We start from the raw sequence: 17,968 nt of genomic DNA, 5'->3' as shown, positions 1-17,968 counted from the left end.
TCCCGCCGGGGCACCGGCGGCCTACGTCAACAACGGCGCTACGCCAACCACAGGCGGCCTAGGCCGACGAACCGTTACGTCCGCCGTTGGCCCGCTGCGCAGCCCTAGCGGCGTTTCTTTTTCTTCGTCTTCGCCGCACCGGACTTCGCCGCACCGCTCTTAACCCCGCCCGTGTTTTTCGCCGCAGGAGGCAGACCGGTTCCGCGCGAACTCCGCTCGGTATGGGTCTCCGCTTCACCGGAGACATCAGGGGCAGTGAATTGCAGCGAGGCCGGCTGTTCAGGAGCCTGCAGACCCGGCGCATTGAACTTCATGGCAGCGTGTTCTTCCGTCGCTGCCACCGAATGGCCGTCCTGCACTCCGACGGGCGCTGCGCCGTCGGATGCTGCCCCGGCGACGCGCTGAAGAAGCGACGCCGGCTGATCGGCAACGACGCCGACCTGCGCAGCGGCTGGCTCCTCCACCTGGACCTCCAAATTAAACAGCAGCCCTATGCTTTCTTCGCGGATGGCCCCCATCATGGCTTGGAACATGGTGAAACCCTCGCGCTGATATTCAACGAGCGGATCGCGCTGCGCCATGGCCCGCAGGCCAATGCCTTCCTTCAGGTAATCCATCTCGTAAAGGTGCTCTTGCCATTTGCGGCCCACCACCGAGAGCACCACCCGGCGCTCCAGTTCGCGCATCGTCTCCGAGCCCAGCTTCTCCTCGCGATCCTGATAGGCCAGTTTGGCGTCCGAGAGCAACTCCGTTTTCAGCAATTCAGGCGTGATGCGGTCCTCACCGCCAGCCTCCTCTTCGAGTTCTTCCGTGCTCACCGAGACCGGGTACAGCGTCTTCAGGCCGCCCAGGAGCGCCTTTAGGTCCCAATCCGTGCTGTGACCTTCCGCCGTCGCCGCGTCGATGGACTCGGAAACGGTGTCTTCCAGGAAGAACTGGACCTTTTCATGCAGGTCGTCGCCCTGGAGGATCCGCCGACGATCTCCGTAGATGGCTTCACGCTGTCGGTTCAGGACGTCGTCGTATTTGAGCACATTCTTTCGCTGTTCGGCGTTGCGGCCCTCCACCTGGCCTTGGGCCGAGGCGATCGCCTTGGACACCAGTTTGGATTCCAGCGCCACATCGTCAGGCATGACCGAGCGGGACATCAGACGTTCTGCCGCTCCGGAGTTGAACAGGCGCATCAGATCGTCCGTGAGCGAGAGGTAGAAGCGGGATTCGCCCGGGTCGCCCTGGCGACCGGAGCGACCGCGCAGCTGGTTGTCGATGCGTCGTGATTCGTGCCGCTCGGTGCCCAGCACATATAGCCCGCCCGCCTCGACGACGGCGTCATGCTCTTCCGACACCGCGTTCTTGGCGTCCTCGAAGGCCTCCGTCCAGGCTGCCTCGTATTCCTCCGGCGTCTCTTCCGGATCCAGTCCGCGGGCCGCGAGCGCGGCCACGGCGTTGAATTCCGCGTTGCCGCCCAGCATGATATCCGTACCGCGGCCGGCCATGTTCGTCGCTACAGTCACGGCTCCCCTGCGGCCGGCCTGCGCCACAATGGCGGCCTCCCTCGCATGGTTCTTCGCGTTGAGGACCTCATGCTTGATGCCACGTTTGGCCAGCTGCTTGGACAGATATTCGCTCTTCTCCACGCTGGTGGTACCGACCAGAACGGGTTGCCCCGTATCGTGCCGCTTAGCGATGTCCTCGACGACGGCGTCGAACTTCACCACTTCGTTTTTGTAGACGAGGTCCGACTGGTCGATCCGCCGCATCGGCTTGTTGGTCGGGATCGGCACCACGCCGAGACTGTAGGTCCCCATGAACTCCGCGGCCTCCGTCTCGGCAGTGCCCGTCATGCCGGAAAGCTTCTTGTACAGCCGGAAGTAATTCTGCAAGGTGACGGTGGCCAGCGTCTGGTTTTCCGCCTTGATCTCCACGCCCTCTTTGGCTTCTATGGCCTGATGCATGCCCTCGTTATAGCGTCGGCCTGCCAGAATACGGCCGGTGTGCTCGTCAACGATCAGCACCTCACCGTCGAGGATGACGTAGTCCTTGTCTCGCTTGAACAGTTCCTTGGCCTTGATGGCGTTGTTCAGGAACCCGATGAGCGGCGTATTGGCGGATTCATAAAGATTGCTGACGCCTAAGTAGTCTTCGACCTTTTCAATGCCGGGTTCCAGCACGCCCACCGTGCGCTTTTTCTCGTCCACCTCATAGTCGTCTTCATTGTTCAGACGCAGTACCATCTTGGCGAATTCGCCGTACCAGCGGTTTGCGTCCCCGGAGGCCGGCCCGGAAATAATCAGCGGTGTCCGGGCCTCATCGATCAGGATCGAGTCCACCTCGTCAACCACGGCGTAGTGGTGTCCGCGCTGGACCAGCTCTTCGGCGGACCAGGCCATGTTGTCACGCAGGTAATCGAACCCGAACTCATTATTGGTGCCGTAGGTGATGTCCGCTTCGTACTGCTGGCGGCGGACGGCCGGGTCCTGGTTGGACAGGATGCACCCGCTCGTCAGGCCGAGGAAGCGGTAGACACGACCCATCAGATCGGACTGGTACTCCGCAAGGTAGTCATTGACCGTGACCACATGCACGCCATTGCCGCCGAGCGCGTTCAAATACGCCGGAGCGGTGGCTACCAATGTCTTACCTTCACCGGTCTTCATCTCGGCGATATTGCCCAGGTGAAGCGCCGCACCACCCATCAGCTGAACGCGGAAGTGGCGCATGCCGAGGGTGCGCGACGAAGCCTCCCGGACCGCAGCGAAGGCCTCCGGCAACAGTTCGTCCAGCAGCTCGCCGTCGGCATGGCGCGCCTTCAGTTTGTCCGTTTCCTCACGGAGTTCGGCATCGGTGAAGGTCTGGAACGGCTCCTCCAGCCTCTCGATGGCGTCCGCGTAGACATGAAGGCGCTTCAGTGTCTTGCGGTCACCGGTACGGAGGACTCGCTCGAGAAGTGATGGCACGGATGTTACTCCCAATCTGTGGCTGCCTAAAACTGGCCTTTTCAGTCTACGTGAACAGACGAACGGAACGTTTCTTCGGTTCCCTCCCCGCCGGAGCGCAGCGCTGCAGCGAGTTCGGCTGCCAGCGTTCCAACGGGCTCGACGACGACGTCGGCAAGCGCGAGCCAGCTGGCCATCAGCCGTAATTCAGCTGCCAGCTCGGCGGCCGTTTCGTCCGGTGCATCCGCCTCGGCGTAGGCGCCGCGGACCAGCAACACCCCATTGCTCCTATCAGCCTTAAGATCCACCCGTGCGACTAATCGCTCACCGAGGAGGAAAGGCAGCACGTAGTAGCCGTAACGGCGCTTGGCTGCCGGCGTATAAATCTCGATCCGGTAGTGGAAGCCGAAGAGCTGCTCGAGCCGGCGCCGCTCAAAAACCAGCGAATCGAAGGGGCTCAGCAGGGCGCGCCCCGTTGCCTGCCGCGGCAGGACAGCGTTTACGTGCCGGAAAAGCGGAGCATCCCAGCCATGTGCGGTGACAGGCAGCAAAATTCCGCTTTCCGTCAGCTCGGCCACCGCCCGCGCCGCTGGTTTTGCCGGGAGCCGAAAATAGTCGGCAAAACACCTGACCGTGCCGATCCCATGCGCGGCCGCCGCGGCTTCAATGAGCCGGCGCAGCGAAGCGTCCGGATCTCGCTGGGTGCGCGAGAGCGGCAAAATGGCAGCTGTCAGCGTGTACTTGCGCTCGAACTGGAGTGTGCGCGAGGCTACGCCGAGCGTTCCGCGCTCAAAAAGATCTTCCAGCACGCGCTTTGCGGCATTCCAGTTCCAGCCCCAGCCATCGGTCACCTTTGCCTGCCGGTGGTCAATGGCCGCGGTGATTTCCCGTGCAGTCAGGGCAGCCCCATCCGCCAGTACAGCCAGGATCCGGGTTTCCAGCGAGGTCCGCAGGTCCGGCTCCAGCACATGGGCGCCGACCCATTGACGTCTCTGCCACTGCCGCAGATCCTCAAAATGTTCGGGGCGGATGAAGCTTGCCTCATGGGCCCAGTACTCCATCATGGCCCGAGGCGCGATCCCGGCGAGTCGATCCGGGATTTCCCGGTCATAGCTGCCCAGCCGGGAGAAGAACGGCAGATAGTGGCTCCGGGAGAGCACGTTTACCGAATCGATCTGGACCAGCTGGATCCGGGCAAAGGTCCGGCCCACCGCCCGTGCGCTGATGGGTCCGGTGGGCCGTTCCTTTGCTAGTCCTTGGGCTCCCAAGGCAATCCGTCGGGCCTGCGAGAGGCTGAGGTCCGCTGCCATGGAACCTCCAGTGATTAGGCGATGGATGCCTTGTCCGGGGAACGATATGCGGTGATCTCCTCGGCGGGGACGGCGTCCATATCGGCGCAGTCAGCATCGAGTGAGATCACACCATACGTCCATCCGCTCCGACGGTATACCACCGATGGGGCTCCCGTGGCCGAGTCGACAAAGAGGTAGAAGTCGTGACCCACAAGCTCCATATTGTCCACGGCATCATCCATCGAGACAGCAGTTGCCGGGAAAACCTTACGGCGGATCAGCACCGGTGAATCGCCGGCCGGAATATCATTGTCAATCTCGTACGGGGAACGCTCTTCAACCGCAACGGCGGCGTTTTCGGCAGTGGACTGGGCGTAGATCGGTTCGGTTGCGCTGACCGTGGGGAGTGCGGCCGTGGCCGTGTTCACCCCCACCGGAGCGTGCCGGCCGTGGTGAACCTTTTTGCGGTCTTTCGCACGTCGGAGTCGTTCGAGCAGCTTGTTGTAGGCAACATCGAAAGCCGCAAACTTGTCGCCTGCGGACGCTTCGGCGCGGATCACGGGGCCGCGGCCCTGAACGGTCAGTTCGACCGTGAGCTGGGCATCTGCCGCCCGCGCATTCGTCTCCTTCGACACCTTGGCGTCGATGCGTTGAACCTTGTCCCCGAGCTGTTCAACTTTGGACATTTTTTCGCCGGCATACTCGCGGAAACGGTCCGAAACGGTGACGTTGCGGCCGGTGATCATGAACTCCATGGTGCCCTCCAAATGACTTCGGTGACACGACGGTCCGCAATGCCGTTCACCATTGCCTGACCGCCGACGGGTGGTCAACCTCTACGAGGTACCCGTTTACCCACGCTAGTCCACTCATGCCTGTTATTCATCTTCTGACCCGCATTTCTTCGCTGGCGTTGTCCGTAGCGAGCGCGTTCGTCCCGCCGATGGACCCAATACCTCCGTGCCCTAGGGAGCCCGGAGCCTCTCAGGCACCGCGGAGTATTGACACCGTACATCGTGCGGTGGAATGGTCGGCGCAGAAGTCATCCGCGGAACCAAGGGAGGAAACCATGTCGCGTTCACCCGTGGAACAACTGGCCAGCTCGCTGGCCGACATTTCAGAGTTGGTCGAGGGTATCCGCGACAACCAATGGGATTTGCCCACCCCGTGCACGCAGTGGTCCGTCTACGAGCTGGTGAGCCATCTCAGCGCGGGCAATCAACTGTTCGCGTACGCCCTGGCCGGAGACCCGGCAGTGGCCGCACCGTCGGCTGCTCCGCTGGCCGCGGATTTGCCGCCAGGGCAACGGGCGGCAGCGCATCGGGACTCCGTCACTGCCCTGCTTGCAGCGTTTAATTCCCCCGGCGCGCTGGAGAGGGTCGTCGTGGTGCCCTTCGGATCGGTTCCAGGACTCATCGCGCTGCATCTGCGGCTGGTCGAGGCGTTGGTGCACGGATGGGATCTGGCTCATGCCGTTGGCGTACGGCCGCCGTTCGACCAGGAACTTGCTGAGCAGGAATTAGCCTTCACCGAAATGAGGCTCGCCGATGTTCCGCCCGAGCGCAGCCCGTTTGGACCACCGCGGCCCGTCGCGCAGGACGCGTCGGCGCTGGACCGACTTGCTGCGTGCCTGGGTCGGGACGTCACTGCCTTCGTAGCGGATGGCCGTTAACAGCGCTGGGTTCCAAGACGGCTGGCCCGAAAAGTAGAGGGGCATTTACCGTCACCTGGCGTCTGTTCGAGAGGCTGCCGACGCGGCAGGGATCAAACCTCCTGCGGCTGCGATGACCACCGCTCCGCATACGATGGCGCCGGCTGCCCGGAGCGCGCGGGCCGCTTCGGCGACAGTGGCGCCCGTGGTCAGCACGTCGTCGACAATCACGACCGTACGTCCTGCCAGCTGCGGGCCGTGCATTAGGCCGGGCACCGGCCGCCATGCGCATCCCACCGCGGAATTCCCGGTGGGACGATGCCCACGACTGCGCCCGGACCAGGGGCTCGCCGGCACATACATGGAATTACGCACATTGGCGCGCCGTGCCATTCGCCCCAAAGCCTTCTGACTGCGTTGCCGCCAGGGCGGCCGGGTTTTGAGCCTCAGCGCACGGCAGAGCATCGTGCCCGACGGCAACGCTGAACGCCGGAGTAACGCCAGCAGCAATCGCCAGAGTGGATCGTAGCCACGCTTACGGTAGCCCCTCCCGCTGGTCGGCACCGGAACGAGGAGTACTACCCCGTTTTGCAGCGGCCTGCCCCGCCGGCGGTGCGGTGCGGGACCCGGCGCCGCCCCCAGCGCTGCGGACAGGGATCGACCAAGGGGTCCCGACAGCGAAGGAGCCAGATCGGTGCGCCCGTGATTTTTGAAGGCCAGCAGCACCAGAGCCAGCTCATCGCGATAGCATCCCGCCGCGACCACCGGCAACAGCACGGTGCCGTTTACGTCCATCAGGGCCGGAGCGCTCTCTTCCGCACGGTACGGATGGTGCGTGGCGGCCCGCAGTGCGCGGGCGCAATCCCGGCACAGGGAGCAGTCCTCCGCACCACAGACCACGCACTCCGCCGGCAGTATCAGGGCCGCCACTTCACGCCCGGCGGAATCCAGCCATAGCCAGGACCGGACCCACCATCGCGTTGCCCTGCCCCGGTGCAGCGCCGGAACTACGCCCGGGTGGAACGCCGCGACCGCTGCCGGAGCGGCAACGGCGGGTTTGGTCAGGTTGTCCATCCACCCATGCTGGCCGGTCCTGCCGCGGTTGGCAGGTCTGCGGTCCCAGCATGCGAACAACCACCGCCCGGTTCCTATCTGTGCAGGGGAACAGCGGTGAGAAAACCCAACCGCTTAACCCGCGAAGGACGCGTCAGTGACGTCCTTGGCCTGAATAACCCAGCCATTGCCCAGACGCGCATAGATGTCCTTGTCGGTCTGCGCATACAGGTCCAGCCAGCTATTGCCCGCGCTGAGCCACCGCATCCCTTCCAACGGCGCGAGCTGTTGCGGATCCGATTTCAGATCCAGTATCTCCACCACCACCGGGCCGGTCGCGGACGGCCGCATAACGGCCATACTGGTCTCACTGACCCAATCGCCAACGCCGGGATTGACCGATGACACCACGGTGATGGGAACCGTGAGGTCCTTTGGCACGTCTCCGGCTCGTAAAATACCGGCAATCTGCACCGAACTGACGCCGTTCAGGGTGGAAATGATCAGCGCCCGGCTGCCGTCCCGTGAGACCCTGAAATCAGTTACCGTCCGTCCCACCAGCCATTGGACAAAGAGAACGACGGCGGCCGGCGGCTGCCCTGGTTTACTCAGGTCCGGGTGGAAGGCAATGATCTGGCCGCCGCCGTCGCCCGCGGCCGTCCAGATCCAGTCCTGCGGTGAAAACGACGGCGCGGTGAGATTAATCCCCGTGGCTCCGGGAACCTCAGCCTGTCCGGGAGCCACGCTGAAGGCCTGGCTGTGGTCTGCATTAAGGAAGGCATACAGCGGTTTGGTGTACGACTGCGCCGGGTGCGAGGGCCCGTGCTTGGCCATGGACGCGAGCCCGTCTATCGGCGATGTCTGTCCATTATCGAAATGCACCAATTCATTTTTGGCGACCGCTACCTGCGTGTGCGGCACTTGGTTGTTGACCACTAATGCCGGCTGCCCGGCCTCCTGCGGCCCGAGGTCAATTTCGCGGGTATCGGCCCGCAGCGTGACCGATGTGACGGTATTGAGGTTACGCTGCAACGTCAGCAGCAGCTGAGCCTGCATCTGCTGCCGCGCCTTGACCGTGGCATCCAACAATGGCTGCGCGGTCAAATCCAGCTGGGCCACCCCATTGTTGATCGGCACCGAATCGCGTACCAGCTTGATTCCGTCCGGAAAGGCACTGGCGACGGCGCCCTTGAGGTAAGGTGCTGGGCCGTTGAGCATCGCCCGGACAATAGACGTCGCCCGGGTAGTGGCTTTCCCGGCGAGCCAGCGGATGTCCGGCACCGCGTAGGCAAACGTCGGGTCATAGAAGTACAGCGAGTACGGGCTGTACAGTGTGGCAAAGTTTGCGGACTGCAGCATGATCCCGTCCGGCACGCTGCTGATTCGCCATTCACCATCTTCCCTGACCAGGGAGAACTTAACGGTCTGCACGGCACCGGGGTCCGCCGGGGTAAGAATCCCGTTCGCATCGACCATCGACTGCAGGGCGAAGTCAATTTTGAAATCACTGCCGGCGCTGCTGTTGGGACCATTCCCCGGGTCAACCTCGCTGCCGGTACTGACGACCTTAAAGCTGTCTTTGTAGACCAGTGTGCGCGCATCGGCCTTCCACGTCCCGGCGATCTTGTGGTCCAAGTACTGCCTCGCCACCTGGAAGTCGTCCGAGACACCGGTTCCGGCGGCGATAAAACCCTCGATGATGCTCGTGGGACTGGCACCCCGGACGGGCGCGTTCTGCCGGAAATCGATGGTGACAGGGTTATTGCGGCCGGCCACCGGATCGCTTTTGCCCACGACTCCGCTGCTGGGGATGACAGCGCATCCGGCGCTGCACAGCAGTACCACGACGACGACGACCAGCAGGCGCAGCAGGACCGCTGCGGGTCCGCGACGGTCAAGTGCGTGACGGGCCTTTGGGACATGAAGGACGTTCATCACAAAACCGCCCTTCCGGACAGCGGATCGGTCCCGGTGACCTTGGCTTCGAACTCGGCAGCGGGCGCCGGCTCGCCCGTCAGGTGCAGGTTACCCGAGGCGTCGTCGTCCCCGCCCGGCGGAAGGCCGACCGGCGAAGGCCCATGCGCCGCACCGCTGCGGCGCGGCAGCGTGAGGCGGAAACAGGACCCCGCACCGGGCTTCCCCCAAGCCTCCAGGAGACCGCCGTGCAGCCGCGTGTCTTCCGTGGCGATGGCCAGGCCCAGACCGCTGCCGCCGGTGGTGCGGGCACGCGCAGGGTCGGCCCGCCAGAAACGGTCAAACGCCCTGGTCACCTCACCGGCAGACATCCCGATGCCGTGGTCCCGGACGGCCACCGCAATGGTATCCGCATCCGATGCCACGAAAATCTCCACTGGCTTCCCATCTCCGTGTTCGAGGGCATTGACCACCAGGTTCCGCAGGATTCTATCGATCCGGCGGGGGTCCATGTCCACCACGCTGCCATAGATATCGGTGGCCGCCGCAAGGTTAAGGACAGAGCCGCACCGTTCGGCCAAGGGTTGGGCTCCCTCCATCACGTTGTGGATGACGGCGTAAATATCGCCCGGTTCCGCGTCAAGGACGGCTGCTCCGGCATCGAAGCGGGAGATTTCCAGCAGGTCGGCAAGCAGGGCCTGGAAACGCTCCACCTGGTGGTAGAGCAGCTCCGCGGAGCGTTTGTTCACCGGATCGAAGCTGTCCCTGGCATCGAAAAGAACCTCCGCGGCCATCCGGACCGTGGTCAGCGGAGTGCGCAGTTCATGCGAGACGTCGGACACGAAGCTCTGCTGCATATGCGAAAGCGCGGCCAGCTGATTGATTTGCTCTTGCAGCGAATTGGCCATCCGGTTAAACGACGAGGCCAGTCGGGCCACCTCGTCCTCACCCCGGACCACCATGCGTTCCTGCAATTGGCCGGATGCGAGTTTCTCCGCCACAGCGGCTGCCTGGCTGATCGGGAGGACAACGTTGCGGGTCACGTAGAGCGCGATGCCGCCAATAAGGAGCAGCAAAATGCCGCCGCCAAGCCACAACACCGACTGGATGTAGTTCAGCGTGGCCTGCGCATTGTTCAGATCGTAGATCAGATACAGCTCATAATGCGTGCCGAGAAGATTGACATTACTGCCGACGGCCAGAGCAGGATGTTCCTCATTGCTTCCGGCACTCAAGGACATTGACTGCCAGTACTGGCCCGAATGTCCCTGCACCGCCGATCGCAATTCGTCGGGGATGATGGCCGGGGTGATCCCGCCGGAGCTCACTGTGGCGACGAACAAAGAATTATTCTGCCCCGGCACCAAGACCATCAGGTACCTGCGGGTGTCGTCAGTGCCGCCGACCTCGAGTAGTTTGAGCGTGTCACGGACGTAGGTTGAGGCGGCCGGGACGTCGCTGAGCTGGGCGTTGTCGAAGCTTTCCTGGACCTGGGATATACCGCGGGATGATTCCTGTTTTGCCTGTTGCAGCCGTTCCTGGAAAAGTCCGTTGGCAATCTGGCTGGACAGGTAGGCGCCGACGCCGACCAAGGCGATAAACGCAATGAGCAGGGTGACCAGCACCGTGCGGAACTGCAGTGAGGTGCGCCACCGACGTCGAACCCCACGCCGGCGGCGGTCCAGCCAGTGTCCGGCCGGGCGCAGCACCCAGCGCAGCAGCAGGACTCCGGACCGCCGCAAGGAACCCTTGATCCGCCCCAGGATCATGGGCAGGCGCGCGAGCCGGGGTGTCGGGGAATCGGCGGGACCGTCCGTAGGTTCGCTGCCTGCGGCGGGCAGCGCTGCCCGGGATCCGCCGCCGAGCTGCGGCTTGTGCTCTTCTAGCTTGGTCATCCGTGCGCGCCGGCTCCGTGTTCTATTGCCCGGCCCGGTAGCCCACGCCGCGCACGGTCAGCACGACCTCCGGCGCCTCCGGGTCCTGCTCGATTTTCGAACGCAGCCGCTGCACGTGCACATTGACCAGACGGGTATCCGCGGCATGCCGGTAGCCCCAGACCTGTTCCAGCAGCAGCTCCCGGGTAAAGACCTGCCAGGGCTTGCGGGCCAGCGCGACGAGCAAATCGAATTCCAGCGGCGTCAGGGAAATCTTCTTCCCCGCACGATGCACGGCATGGCCTGCAACGTCAATACTTACGTCCGCGATAGTGAGAGTCTCCGGCGCCTTCTGGTCGCCCGGACGCAGCCGCGCGCGGACCCGCGCCACCAGCTCCGCCGGCTTGAACGGCTTGGGGACGTAGTCGTCAGCACCGGACTCGAGACCGCGGACTACGTCGGAGGTATCCGATTTTGCCGTCAGCATCACGATCGGGACGTCGGACTCGGCACGGATCTGGCGGCAGACCTCGATTCCGTCCACGCCCGGCAGCATCAGGTCCAGCAGGACCAGGTCGGGTTTGGATGAGCGGAAGGCTGCCAGCGCCTGCGCCCCGTCGGCGCAGAAGAAGGGTTCAAACCCGTCATTGCGCAGCACTATACCGATCATCTCGGCCAGTGCTTCATCATCATCAACTACCAGAATGCGTGCCTTCATAGTTATATGTTCGCCTATCCCCCGGACAATGTCTTGTTGGCAGCCCTGTACCCTGGGTCCGCGTCCTCCGACCAGACAGCGGTCAGCTGCACGGTCGCCGCGATAATGGCCGACGTCGTAGGGTGCCGCTAGGCTAAAGCCAGAGTCAGAACTGGGGCCGGCAGCCGTCGGTGCAGCCGCAGGATTGGCTGCCGTCAGCTATGGGGAGATGAACATGACGCAGGAACCCGACCAGCCGCTGGGGCGCCCCGAACCCCAGCCGGGCCAGGCACCCCCGCCGGGCCAGGCACCCCCGCCGGGCCAGGCACCCCGATGGGGCGAGGCACCGTTGTGGGGCCAATACGCACCACCGCCGGGACCGGCTCAGTCCGGCGCGCCGCACGTGCACTATGGCTGGCCACAGCAGCAGTACCCCGGCTACCAGCAGTACGAGGCGCCGCCGAAGCCCGGCGTCATCCCGCTCCGGCCTTTGGGGTTGGGAGAGATCCTCGACGGGGCGTTTCAGGCAGCCCGCCGTAACGGCAAGGCGATGTTTGGCTCCGCCCTGCTTGTACAGGCGTTTTCGGCGGTGCTGACGGTCGTTTTGCTGGCGGTATTCCTCAGCGGCGGCATCCCGATCATGTCGATTGCGGAAGGGGACCTATCGAGAAGCCAAATAGCGTCCTTCGCCGTGGGTGCCGGGGCCACCTTGCTGATAGCGGCGTTGCTGCAGACCGTGACCCAGATGATCCTGCAGGGTGTCCTGGTGGTTCCGGTGTCCCGCGCGGTACTGAACCGGACCACGACTTTTAAACAGATGTGGTACCTGGCCCGCCGCCGGATTGGCCCGCTGGTGGGGCTGTCGCTGCTGTACATGCTCGGCGTCGGTGTGGTGCTCGCCGTCGTCGTTTTTTCTGCTGTCCTCCTGATTGCTGATCTGCGCGTCGGCGGCGCCCTCCTCAGTTTGGCACTGGTGCTGGCCATGATCGCCGGTTTCCTCTGGATCGGTGTGAAGTTGCTCGTGGCGCCGGCGGCAATCGTGGTGGAGAATCTAGGCATTTTCCCCGCCATCGCGCGTTCCTGGCGACTGACCCGGAACAATTGGTGGCGGACTTTCGGCATCTGGATCGTGACCGGCGTGATTGTCGGGGCCATCACCGGCGGAATATCCACCGCGGTGGGTTTTGTGGTCGGCATTGTGGGCATGCTGATTAATTCGAATCCGACGCCGGAACAGCAGATTCTGCAGGCAGTGCTGGGGCAGGGTATATCGCTAATCATCACCAGTGTCATCGGGGCAGTAGCGCTGGCTTTCCAAGCAGGCGTGCTCGCGCTGATCTACGTGGACCTGAGGATGCGCAAAGAGGGGTTCGACATCGTCCTGATGAAGGAACATGATGGTGGGCCCGGCACCGATCCGGACGGCCTACCGGGCGGCTTGCCTCCCGGTGGACAGCCCCGGAACGGACCTTGGAGCGCAGCCGGGAAATGACGGTATCCGGCGGCCTCGCCCCGACCTCCGGGAGCACGGACGTTCCCGTCCTGCCTGGTGCCGATGAGGCCCGCCGCTGGGCCCGCGATGAACTTTCCCGGAAAATCTATCAGGACGCTAAACCGGGCCTGGCCGAGCAGATTTGGGCCCGGGTCGTAAAGTTCTTTACCGATGTCCTCAATGAGCTCTCGGGGATCAACGGCAACCTCGGCGTTGTCCTGCTGGGGGTTGTGCTGCTGGCGCTGGTTGCCGTGGCCATTTGGCTGGTGCGTCCGCAGTTGAATCGCCGGCAGCCGAACCTCGAAGCAGAGATTTTCGGCCCCGAAGCGCTCCTGACGGCCGGCGAACACCGGGAGCTTGCACAGCAAGCTGCGATGGTCGGGGATTATGCCGGCGCGGTTACCGCCCAGTTCCGGGCCCTGGTCCGTACGGCGGAGGAACGCGCCATCCTTGAATCGCAGCCCGGCCGGACCGTTGATGAAGCCACTGCGGGACTGATCAGGGCCTTCGGCGCCCACCGCGGGAGCTTGCTGGCCGCGGCCGGCTGCTTCAACGGCGTACGGTACGGCGATGTAGTTGCCGCCGCGGCGGACTTTGTGCGGCTGAAGGAGCTGGACCATGTTCTGCTCGAGCACCGGCCGCAGTACGACGGCGGTCCCGGCGCCCTGGCGGCACCACGATGAGCGGCACCAGCGCTGTCCGGCAACGTGTCAGGGAACGGCTGGGGAGGCACCGCTTCTGGCTGATCGTCGGCACCGTGTCCGTGTTGGTCACCGTTACCCTTTTCGCCCTGGGCAATCTGGGCCGGCACGGTAACGGTACGCTGGCTATCGACAATCCGGCTCCGGAGGGCGCAATGGCAGCGGCCAGCATCCTGGCCCAGCACGGCGTCAAAGTCGCGGCCACAAATTCCCTGGCGGCAACTCTGGCCCGGCTGCGTCAGACGGATGCTTCCGCGCCAACCGTTCTAATCTACGATCCGGCCGGAATTCTGGACCGCGGAAAGATCGAACAGTTGGCCGAAACCGACGCGACACTGGTCCTGGTGGAACCCGGTCCGCTGTCCCTTCGTAGTCTCACCGCACCGTCCGGAACCGCAGCACGCACCGGTCCCGGCATCACCGCGGCCGGATCGGCAGCATTTCCGGCGGACACCGCCGCGGCTGCCTGCGAAAACGCCGATGCCGTGGCGGCCGGGAGCATCAGCTCCGACGCCGGTACGGTGTACCGCGGACCGGTAATGTGCTTTCCGGATGCGCAGAATTCCAGCGGCGGAACGGCGCATGGCGGGACGAACACGCCGGCGGGACTGTATGCGGCGAGCGCGAACGGCCGGATCATGGTGATCGGCAACCACAAAATCCTGAGCAATGACAAACTGGCGACGAGCGGCAACGCGGCACTGACACTGCGGATGCTGGGGAAAAACCCGGATCTGCTCTGGTATACACCGTCCCTGCAGGACCTGCCGCAGGACGCCGCGCCCAAGGATCTCTCCGCCCTCACTCCGCCGTGGCGGGTGCCTGCCGGGATTTGGCTACTGATTGTCGCTGTTCTTGGCATGCTCTGGAAGGGCCGCCGGGACGGGCCGATCGTGACGGAGCCGCTCCCGGTTACCGTTAAGGCGGCCGAGACGGCGGCCGGGCGTGCCCGCCTCTACGAGGACGCCGGCGCGAGTGAAACCGCCGCAGCCGTTCTGCGAGCGGGAGCGATGCTGCGCATGTCCGGGCATCTGCGGCTCGGACGGGCGGCGTCCGACGCGCACGTGCTTGCCGCGGTCGCCCGCCACACCGGCCGTTCGCATGGACAGGTGGCCGAGCTGCTCCACACCCGGCCGACAACCGCGCCTGCCCTGCTGCGCTGGGCCACGGAACTGAACACGCTAGAGAAAGAAGTAACCTCCAGATGAGCGAAACGTATCCCGACGGACACGTCAGCGTCGGCCTGCAGCCTGTTTGGCCTTCCGCTGCCCTGCCCCCGGCGGGACCCCCTGCGCAGGCCCCAGCCGGGATGCACGATCCGGTACGTCAGGCGCTGCTGGATGTGCGCACCGAAGTGGCCAAGGCCGTCGTGGGGCAGGATGCAACCGTCACCGGCCTGCTGATCGCCCTGCTGGTTCGCGGTCATGTGCTGATCGAAGGCGTCCCCGGGGTGGCCAAGACCCTACTGGTCCGCACGCTCTCCGCGGCGCTGAGCCTGGAGACCAAACGCGTACAGTTCACCCCGGATCTGATGCCCGGTGACGTGACCGGCTCGTTGATCTATGACGTACACAGCAGCGAATTCAGCTTCCGGGAGGGCCCGGTGTTCACGAACATCCTGCTCGCGGATGAGATCAATCGGACGCCGCCGAAAACGCAGGCCGCGCTGCTGGAGGCGATGGAGGAGCATCAGGTCTCGGTAGACGGCATTTCCCGAAAACTGCCGGCCCCGTTCATGGTGGCAGCGACCCAAAACCCGGTGGAATATGAGGGGACGTATCCGCTCCCGGAGGCGCAGTTGGACAGGTTTCTGCTTAAAATTTCGATGCCACTGCCGGAACGCGATGATGAAATCGAGGTGGTACGCCGGCACAGCATCGGGTTTGATCCACGGGATCTGGCCGCTGCCGGTGTCTGCCCGGTGGCCGGCGCCGTGGAGCTGGAACGGGCCCGGAAAGCGGTCAACCAGGTCAGCATTTCCTCCGAGGTGCTGGCCTACATTGTGGATCTGGTCCGCGCCACGCGCGCCGCACCGTCCTTCCAGCTCGGCGTCTCACCCCGCGGTGCCACGGCCCTGCTGAACACGTCCCGGGCCTGGGCCTGGCTGTCCGGACGCAGTTTTGTCACGCCCGACGACGTCAAGGCGCTGACGCTGCCGGCGCTGCGCCACCGTGTGGGGCTGCGGCCCGAAGCCCAGATGGACGGCGTCAGCGTCGACAATGTGCTGGGCAGCATTCTGGCCACCGTTCCAGTGCCTCGCTGAGCGGGACATCCGATGGCCATTACCGGAAGGTTCGTGTTGCTGGCACTGGCCGGGCTGATCCCCGTCATGCTCTTCCCCACCGGGTGGACCATCCTTCTCTGGCTTGCCCTGCTGGCGGTGGTGCTGATCATCGATCTGGCCTTGGCGGCATCGGCACGGACGGTTCGCCTGCACCGCTCGCTTCCGGAAAACGTCCGGCTCACCGAACGCACCGAGGCGCACCTGACGCTGGCCAACGGGTCGGCCAGGATGTTGCGGGCGCAGGTCCGCGAAGCCTGGCAGCCTTCAGCCGGCGCCGTGAATCCACGCCAGCAGATCCTCGTCCCGGCGGGCGAACGGGGCCGGATCACGGTGGCGCTGCTGCCGACACGACGCGGCGATCTGCACATTGGGACTACTACGATCCGGTCCTTCGGCCCGCTGCGCATGGCCGCGCGCCAGCTGACAGTCGCTGCCCCGGGCCGGCTCAGGGTGCTGCCCGAGTTCCGTTCCAAGCGGCAACTTCCCGCCAAGCTGCGGAAACTGCGCGAACTCGATGGCCGGGCGGCCGTGCAGATCCGCGGCGCCGGGACCGAGTTCGATTCGCTGCGCGATTATGTCCGTGGCGACGATGTGCGCTCCATCGACTGGCGGGCCACCGCGCGGCGCCGCGACGTCGTCGTACGCACGTGGCGCCCGGAGCGGGACCGTCGGCTGGTCATCCTGCTGGACACCTCTCGGACGTCCGCTGCCCGGATCAAGGACGAGCCGAGCCTGGATACCGGCATCGAGGCTGCCCTGCTGCTGGCGGTGCTGGCGGAGCGCGGCGGTGACCGGGTGGATTTCCTGGCCTTCGACAGGCGGGTCCGCGCACGGGTGAGCTCCGCCAGCAGGGGCAACCTGCTCGGTGCGCTGGTGCACGCGATGGCGCCACTGCGTTCTGAACTGATTGAAATGGACTGGCAGCAGATCCCCGGCCAGGTCCGGTCGGTCTCCGCGCACCGATCCCTGCTGGTCCTGCTGACCTCGCTGGATTCCGGTGCGCCCGAGGAAGGGCTGATTCCGATGCTGGGCCAACTGGCGCTCAGGCATCTGGTGGTGGTTGCCTCGGTGCGCGATCCCCTGCTGGGCCGGTTGCGGATAAAACGGGCGACGGCGTCTGATATCTACCGCGCGGCAGCAGCCGAACGCGCACTGCTGGACCGCGAGACACTCGCCGGACTGCTGCGCCGGCAGGGCGTGGAGGTGGTGGACGCCGAACCGCACGAGCTGCCCTCGAAACTTGCGGATCTGTATATCCGGCTCAAAGCCGCAGGCCGGCTCTAAAACGACGTCAGCTCCGCGGACCCGCGGCCGATCGAGTCACCGGAGGTCCACGCGCAGTAGGGTTGAGGCATGAGCGGCATCTACGAACTAGCCATGGGCCAGGAATTTCACCGCCTCCAGCCTCAGGTCCAAGAGTACTTTTCGCTGGAGCCCGGCTCGGGAACCTACGGCGTCGGCAAGGGATCCTTTGACGTCGTCGGCTGCCCCCAGCCGTGGCTGCGCCCGCTGCTGAAGCTGAGCACCGGTGAGGAAGCCTTTTTCCCCGAGTATGGGACCCAGATTCCCTTCAGAATTGAAAACCATGCCCATCTCGATCCCTTCGGCCGATCCAGCCTGACCGCCCGCCGGGAAATCAGCTTCCCGCATATCACCCGGCTGTTCCAGGACACCACCAGCCTGCAAACAGACGATGGCCGCAACCGGCTGCTGGACTATGTGGGTAAATACCGCCGCCTGGTCACTGATCTGGACGTCACTGCCACCGATGACGGCATGCTGCGCGGTGTTTCGCAGGCCTCCCGGCTGCTGGCCGGCAGGATCCGGCTTCCGCTGCCGGGCCTGCTGGACGCCCGGGCTTACGCACAGCAGTGGTGGGACCAGGCTGCGCAGCGTCATCGGATTCAGGTCAAGGTGATTCAACCGCAGCTGGGCCTGGTGCTGGTCTACGCCGGCGGCTTTGACTACGAACTAGTGCAGTACCCGGCGCACGAAGCCGCTGCGCACGGTGTGCTTGGTTCCCTGCCGTCATACGCCCAACCGGTGCAGTGGGAGGCCAGAGTGTGACCGCCTA

Annotated in this window: 14 protein-coding genes; 7 read left to right on the top strand and 7 right to left on the bottom strand. The window is 64.6% G+C overall.

Translation table 11 applies throughout. The features are described 5' to 3' along the window. Positions 1–104: 104 nt before the first annotated feature. Genes secA through hpf form a run of 3 tightly spaced genes read right to left on the bottom strand, consistent with a single transcriptional unit; the run spans position 105 to position 4,983 of the window. Positions 105–2,957, bottom strand: a complete 2,853-nt coding sequence (secA, locus tag OS914_RS01310) for a preprotein translocase subunit SecA (RefSeq protein WP_267544250.1) — start codon at positions 2,955–2,957, stop codon at positions 105–107. A gap of 41 nt (positions 2,958–2,998) precedes the next feature. Then, complete coding sequence (locus tag OS914_RS01305) at positions 2,999–4,246, bottom strand: winged helix-turn-helix domain-containing protein (protein WP_267544249.1); 1,248 nt, start codon at positions 4,244–4,246, stop codon at positions 2,999–3,001. 14 nt (positions 4,247–4,260) lie between these two features. Then, complete coding sequence (gene hpf / locus OS914_RS01300; RefSeq protein ID WP_267544248.1) at positions 4,261–4,983, bottom strand: ribosome hibernation-promoting factor, HPF/YfiA family; 723 nt, start codon at positions 4,981–4,983, stop codon at positions 4,261–4,263. Positions 4,984–5,297: 314 nt separating this feature from the next. On the opposite strand from hpf, the gene OS914_RS01295 reads away from it, so the two are divergent. Beyond that, a complete protein-coding gene (locus tag OS914_RS01295) occupies positions 5,298–5,900 on the top strand; it encodes a TIGR03086 family metal-binding protein (protein ID WP_267544247.1) in 603 nt (200 codons plus the stop codon). Between the two features lie 51 nt (positions 5,901–5,951). On the opposite strand, the gene OS914_RS01290 is transcribed toward OS914_RS01295, so the two are convergent. The 4 genes from OS914_RS01290 to mtrA form a co-directional block, all read right to left on the bottom strand. Next, positions 5,952–6,953 carry a ComF family protein gene (locus OS914_RS01290; RefSeq protein WP_267544246.1) on the bottom strand — a complete coding sequence of 334 codons (1,002 nt, stop codon included), beginning with the start codon at positions 6,951–6,953 and terminating at the stop codon, positions 5,952–5,954. A gap of 114 nt (positions 6,954–7,067) precedes the next feature. After that, the gene (locus OS914_RS01285) at positions 7,068–8,867 is read right to left on the bottom strand and encodes an LpqB family beta-propeller domain-containing protein (protein ID WP_267544245.1); all 1,800 of its coding nucleotides are present in this window, start codon (positions 8,865–8,867) and stop codon (positions 7,068–7,070) included. Then, positions 8,867–10,741, bottom strand: a complete 1,875-nt coding sequence (mtrB, locus tag OS914_RS01280; RefSeq protein ID WP_267544244.1) for an MtrAB system histidine kinase MtrB — start codon at positions 10,739–10,741, stop codon at positions 8,867–8,869. Before mtrB ends, OS914_RS01285 begins: the two co-directional genes overlap by 1 nt. Before the next feature lie 22 nt (positions 10,742–10,763). Continuing rightward, a complete protein-coding gene (mtrA, locus tag OS914_RS01275; RefSeq protein ID WP_267544243.1) occupies positions 10,764–11,438 on the bottom strand; it encodes an MtrAB system response regulator MtrA in 675 nt (224 codons plus the stop codon). Between the two features lie 214 nt (positions 11,439–11,652). Between mtrA and OS914_RS01270 the strand changes: the two genes are divergently transcribed. The 6 genes from OS914_RS01270 to OS914_RS01245 all read left to right on the top strand — a co-directional run bounded on the left by OS914_RS01270 (position 11,653) and on the right by OS914_RS01245 (position 17,961). After that, positions 11,653–12,909 carry a DUF7847 domain-containing protein gene (locus tag OS914_RS01270; RefSeq protein ID WP_267544242.1) on the top strand — a complete coding sequence of 419 codons (1,257 nt, stop codon included), beginning with the start codon at positions 11,653–11,655 and terminating at the stop codon, positions 12,907–12,909. After that, positions 12,906–13,592, top strand: coding sequence for a DUF4129 domain-containing protein (locus OS914_RS01265; protein WP_267544241.1), 687 nt, complete (start codon positions 12,906–12,908; stop codon positions 13,590–13,592). Before OS914_RS01270 ends, OS914_RS01265 begins: the two co-directional genes overlap by 4 nt. Beyond that, the gene (locus OS914_RS01260; RefSeq protein WP_267544240.1) at positions 13,589–14,818 is read left to right on the top strand and encodes a DUF4350 domain-containing protein; all 1,230 of its coding nucleotides are present in this window, start codon (positions 13,589–13,591) and stop codon (positions 14,816–14,818) included. Before OS914_RS01265 ends, OS914_RS01260 begins: the two co-directional genes overlap by 4 nt. A 101-nt stretch (positions 14,819–14,919) precedes the next feature. Then, positions 14,920–15,873 carry an AAA family ATPase gene (locus OS914_RS01255; protein WP_267544351.1) on the top strand — a complete coding sequence of 318 codons (954 nt, stop codon included), beginning with the start codon at positions 14,920–14,922 and terminating at the stop codon, positions 15,871–15,873. Between the two features lie 12 nt (positions 15,874–15,885). After that, a complete protein-coding gene (locus tag OS914_RS01250; RefSeq protein ID WP_267544239.1) occupies positions 15,886–17,178 on the top strand; it encodes a DUF58 domain-containing protein in 1,293 nt (430 codons plus the stop codon). Between the two features lie 69 nt (positions 17,179–17,247). Beyond that, a complete protein-coding gene (locus OS914_RS01245; protein WP_267544238.1) occupies positions 17,248–17,961 on the top strand; it encodes a DUF4166 domain-containing protein in 714 nt (237 codons plus the stop codon). The last annotated feature ends 7 nt before the right edge of the window (positions 17,962–17,968 follow it).

The sequence above is a fragment of the Arthrobacter endolithicus genome (assembly GCF_026627425.1).
Classification (GTDB): Bacteria; Actinomycetota; Actinomycetes; order Actinomycetales; family Micrococcaceae; genus Arthrobacter_M.
The sequence above is the reverse complement of the archived record's forward strand: the minus strand, read 5'-3'. Positions and strand labels throughout refer to the sequence as shown.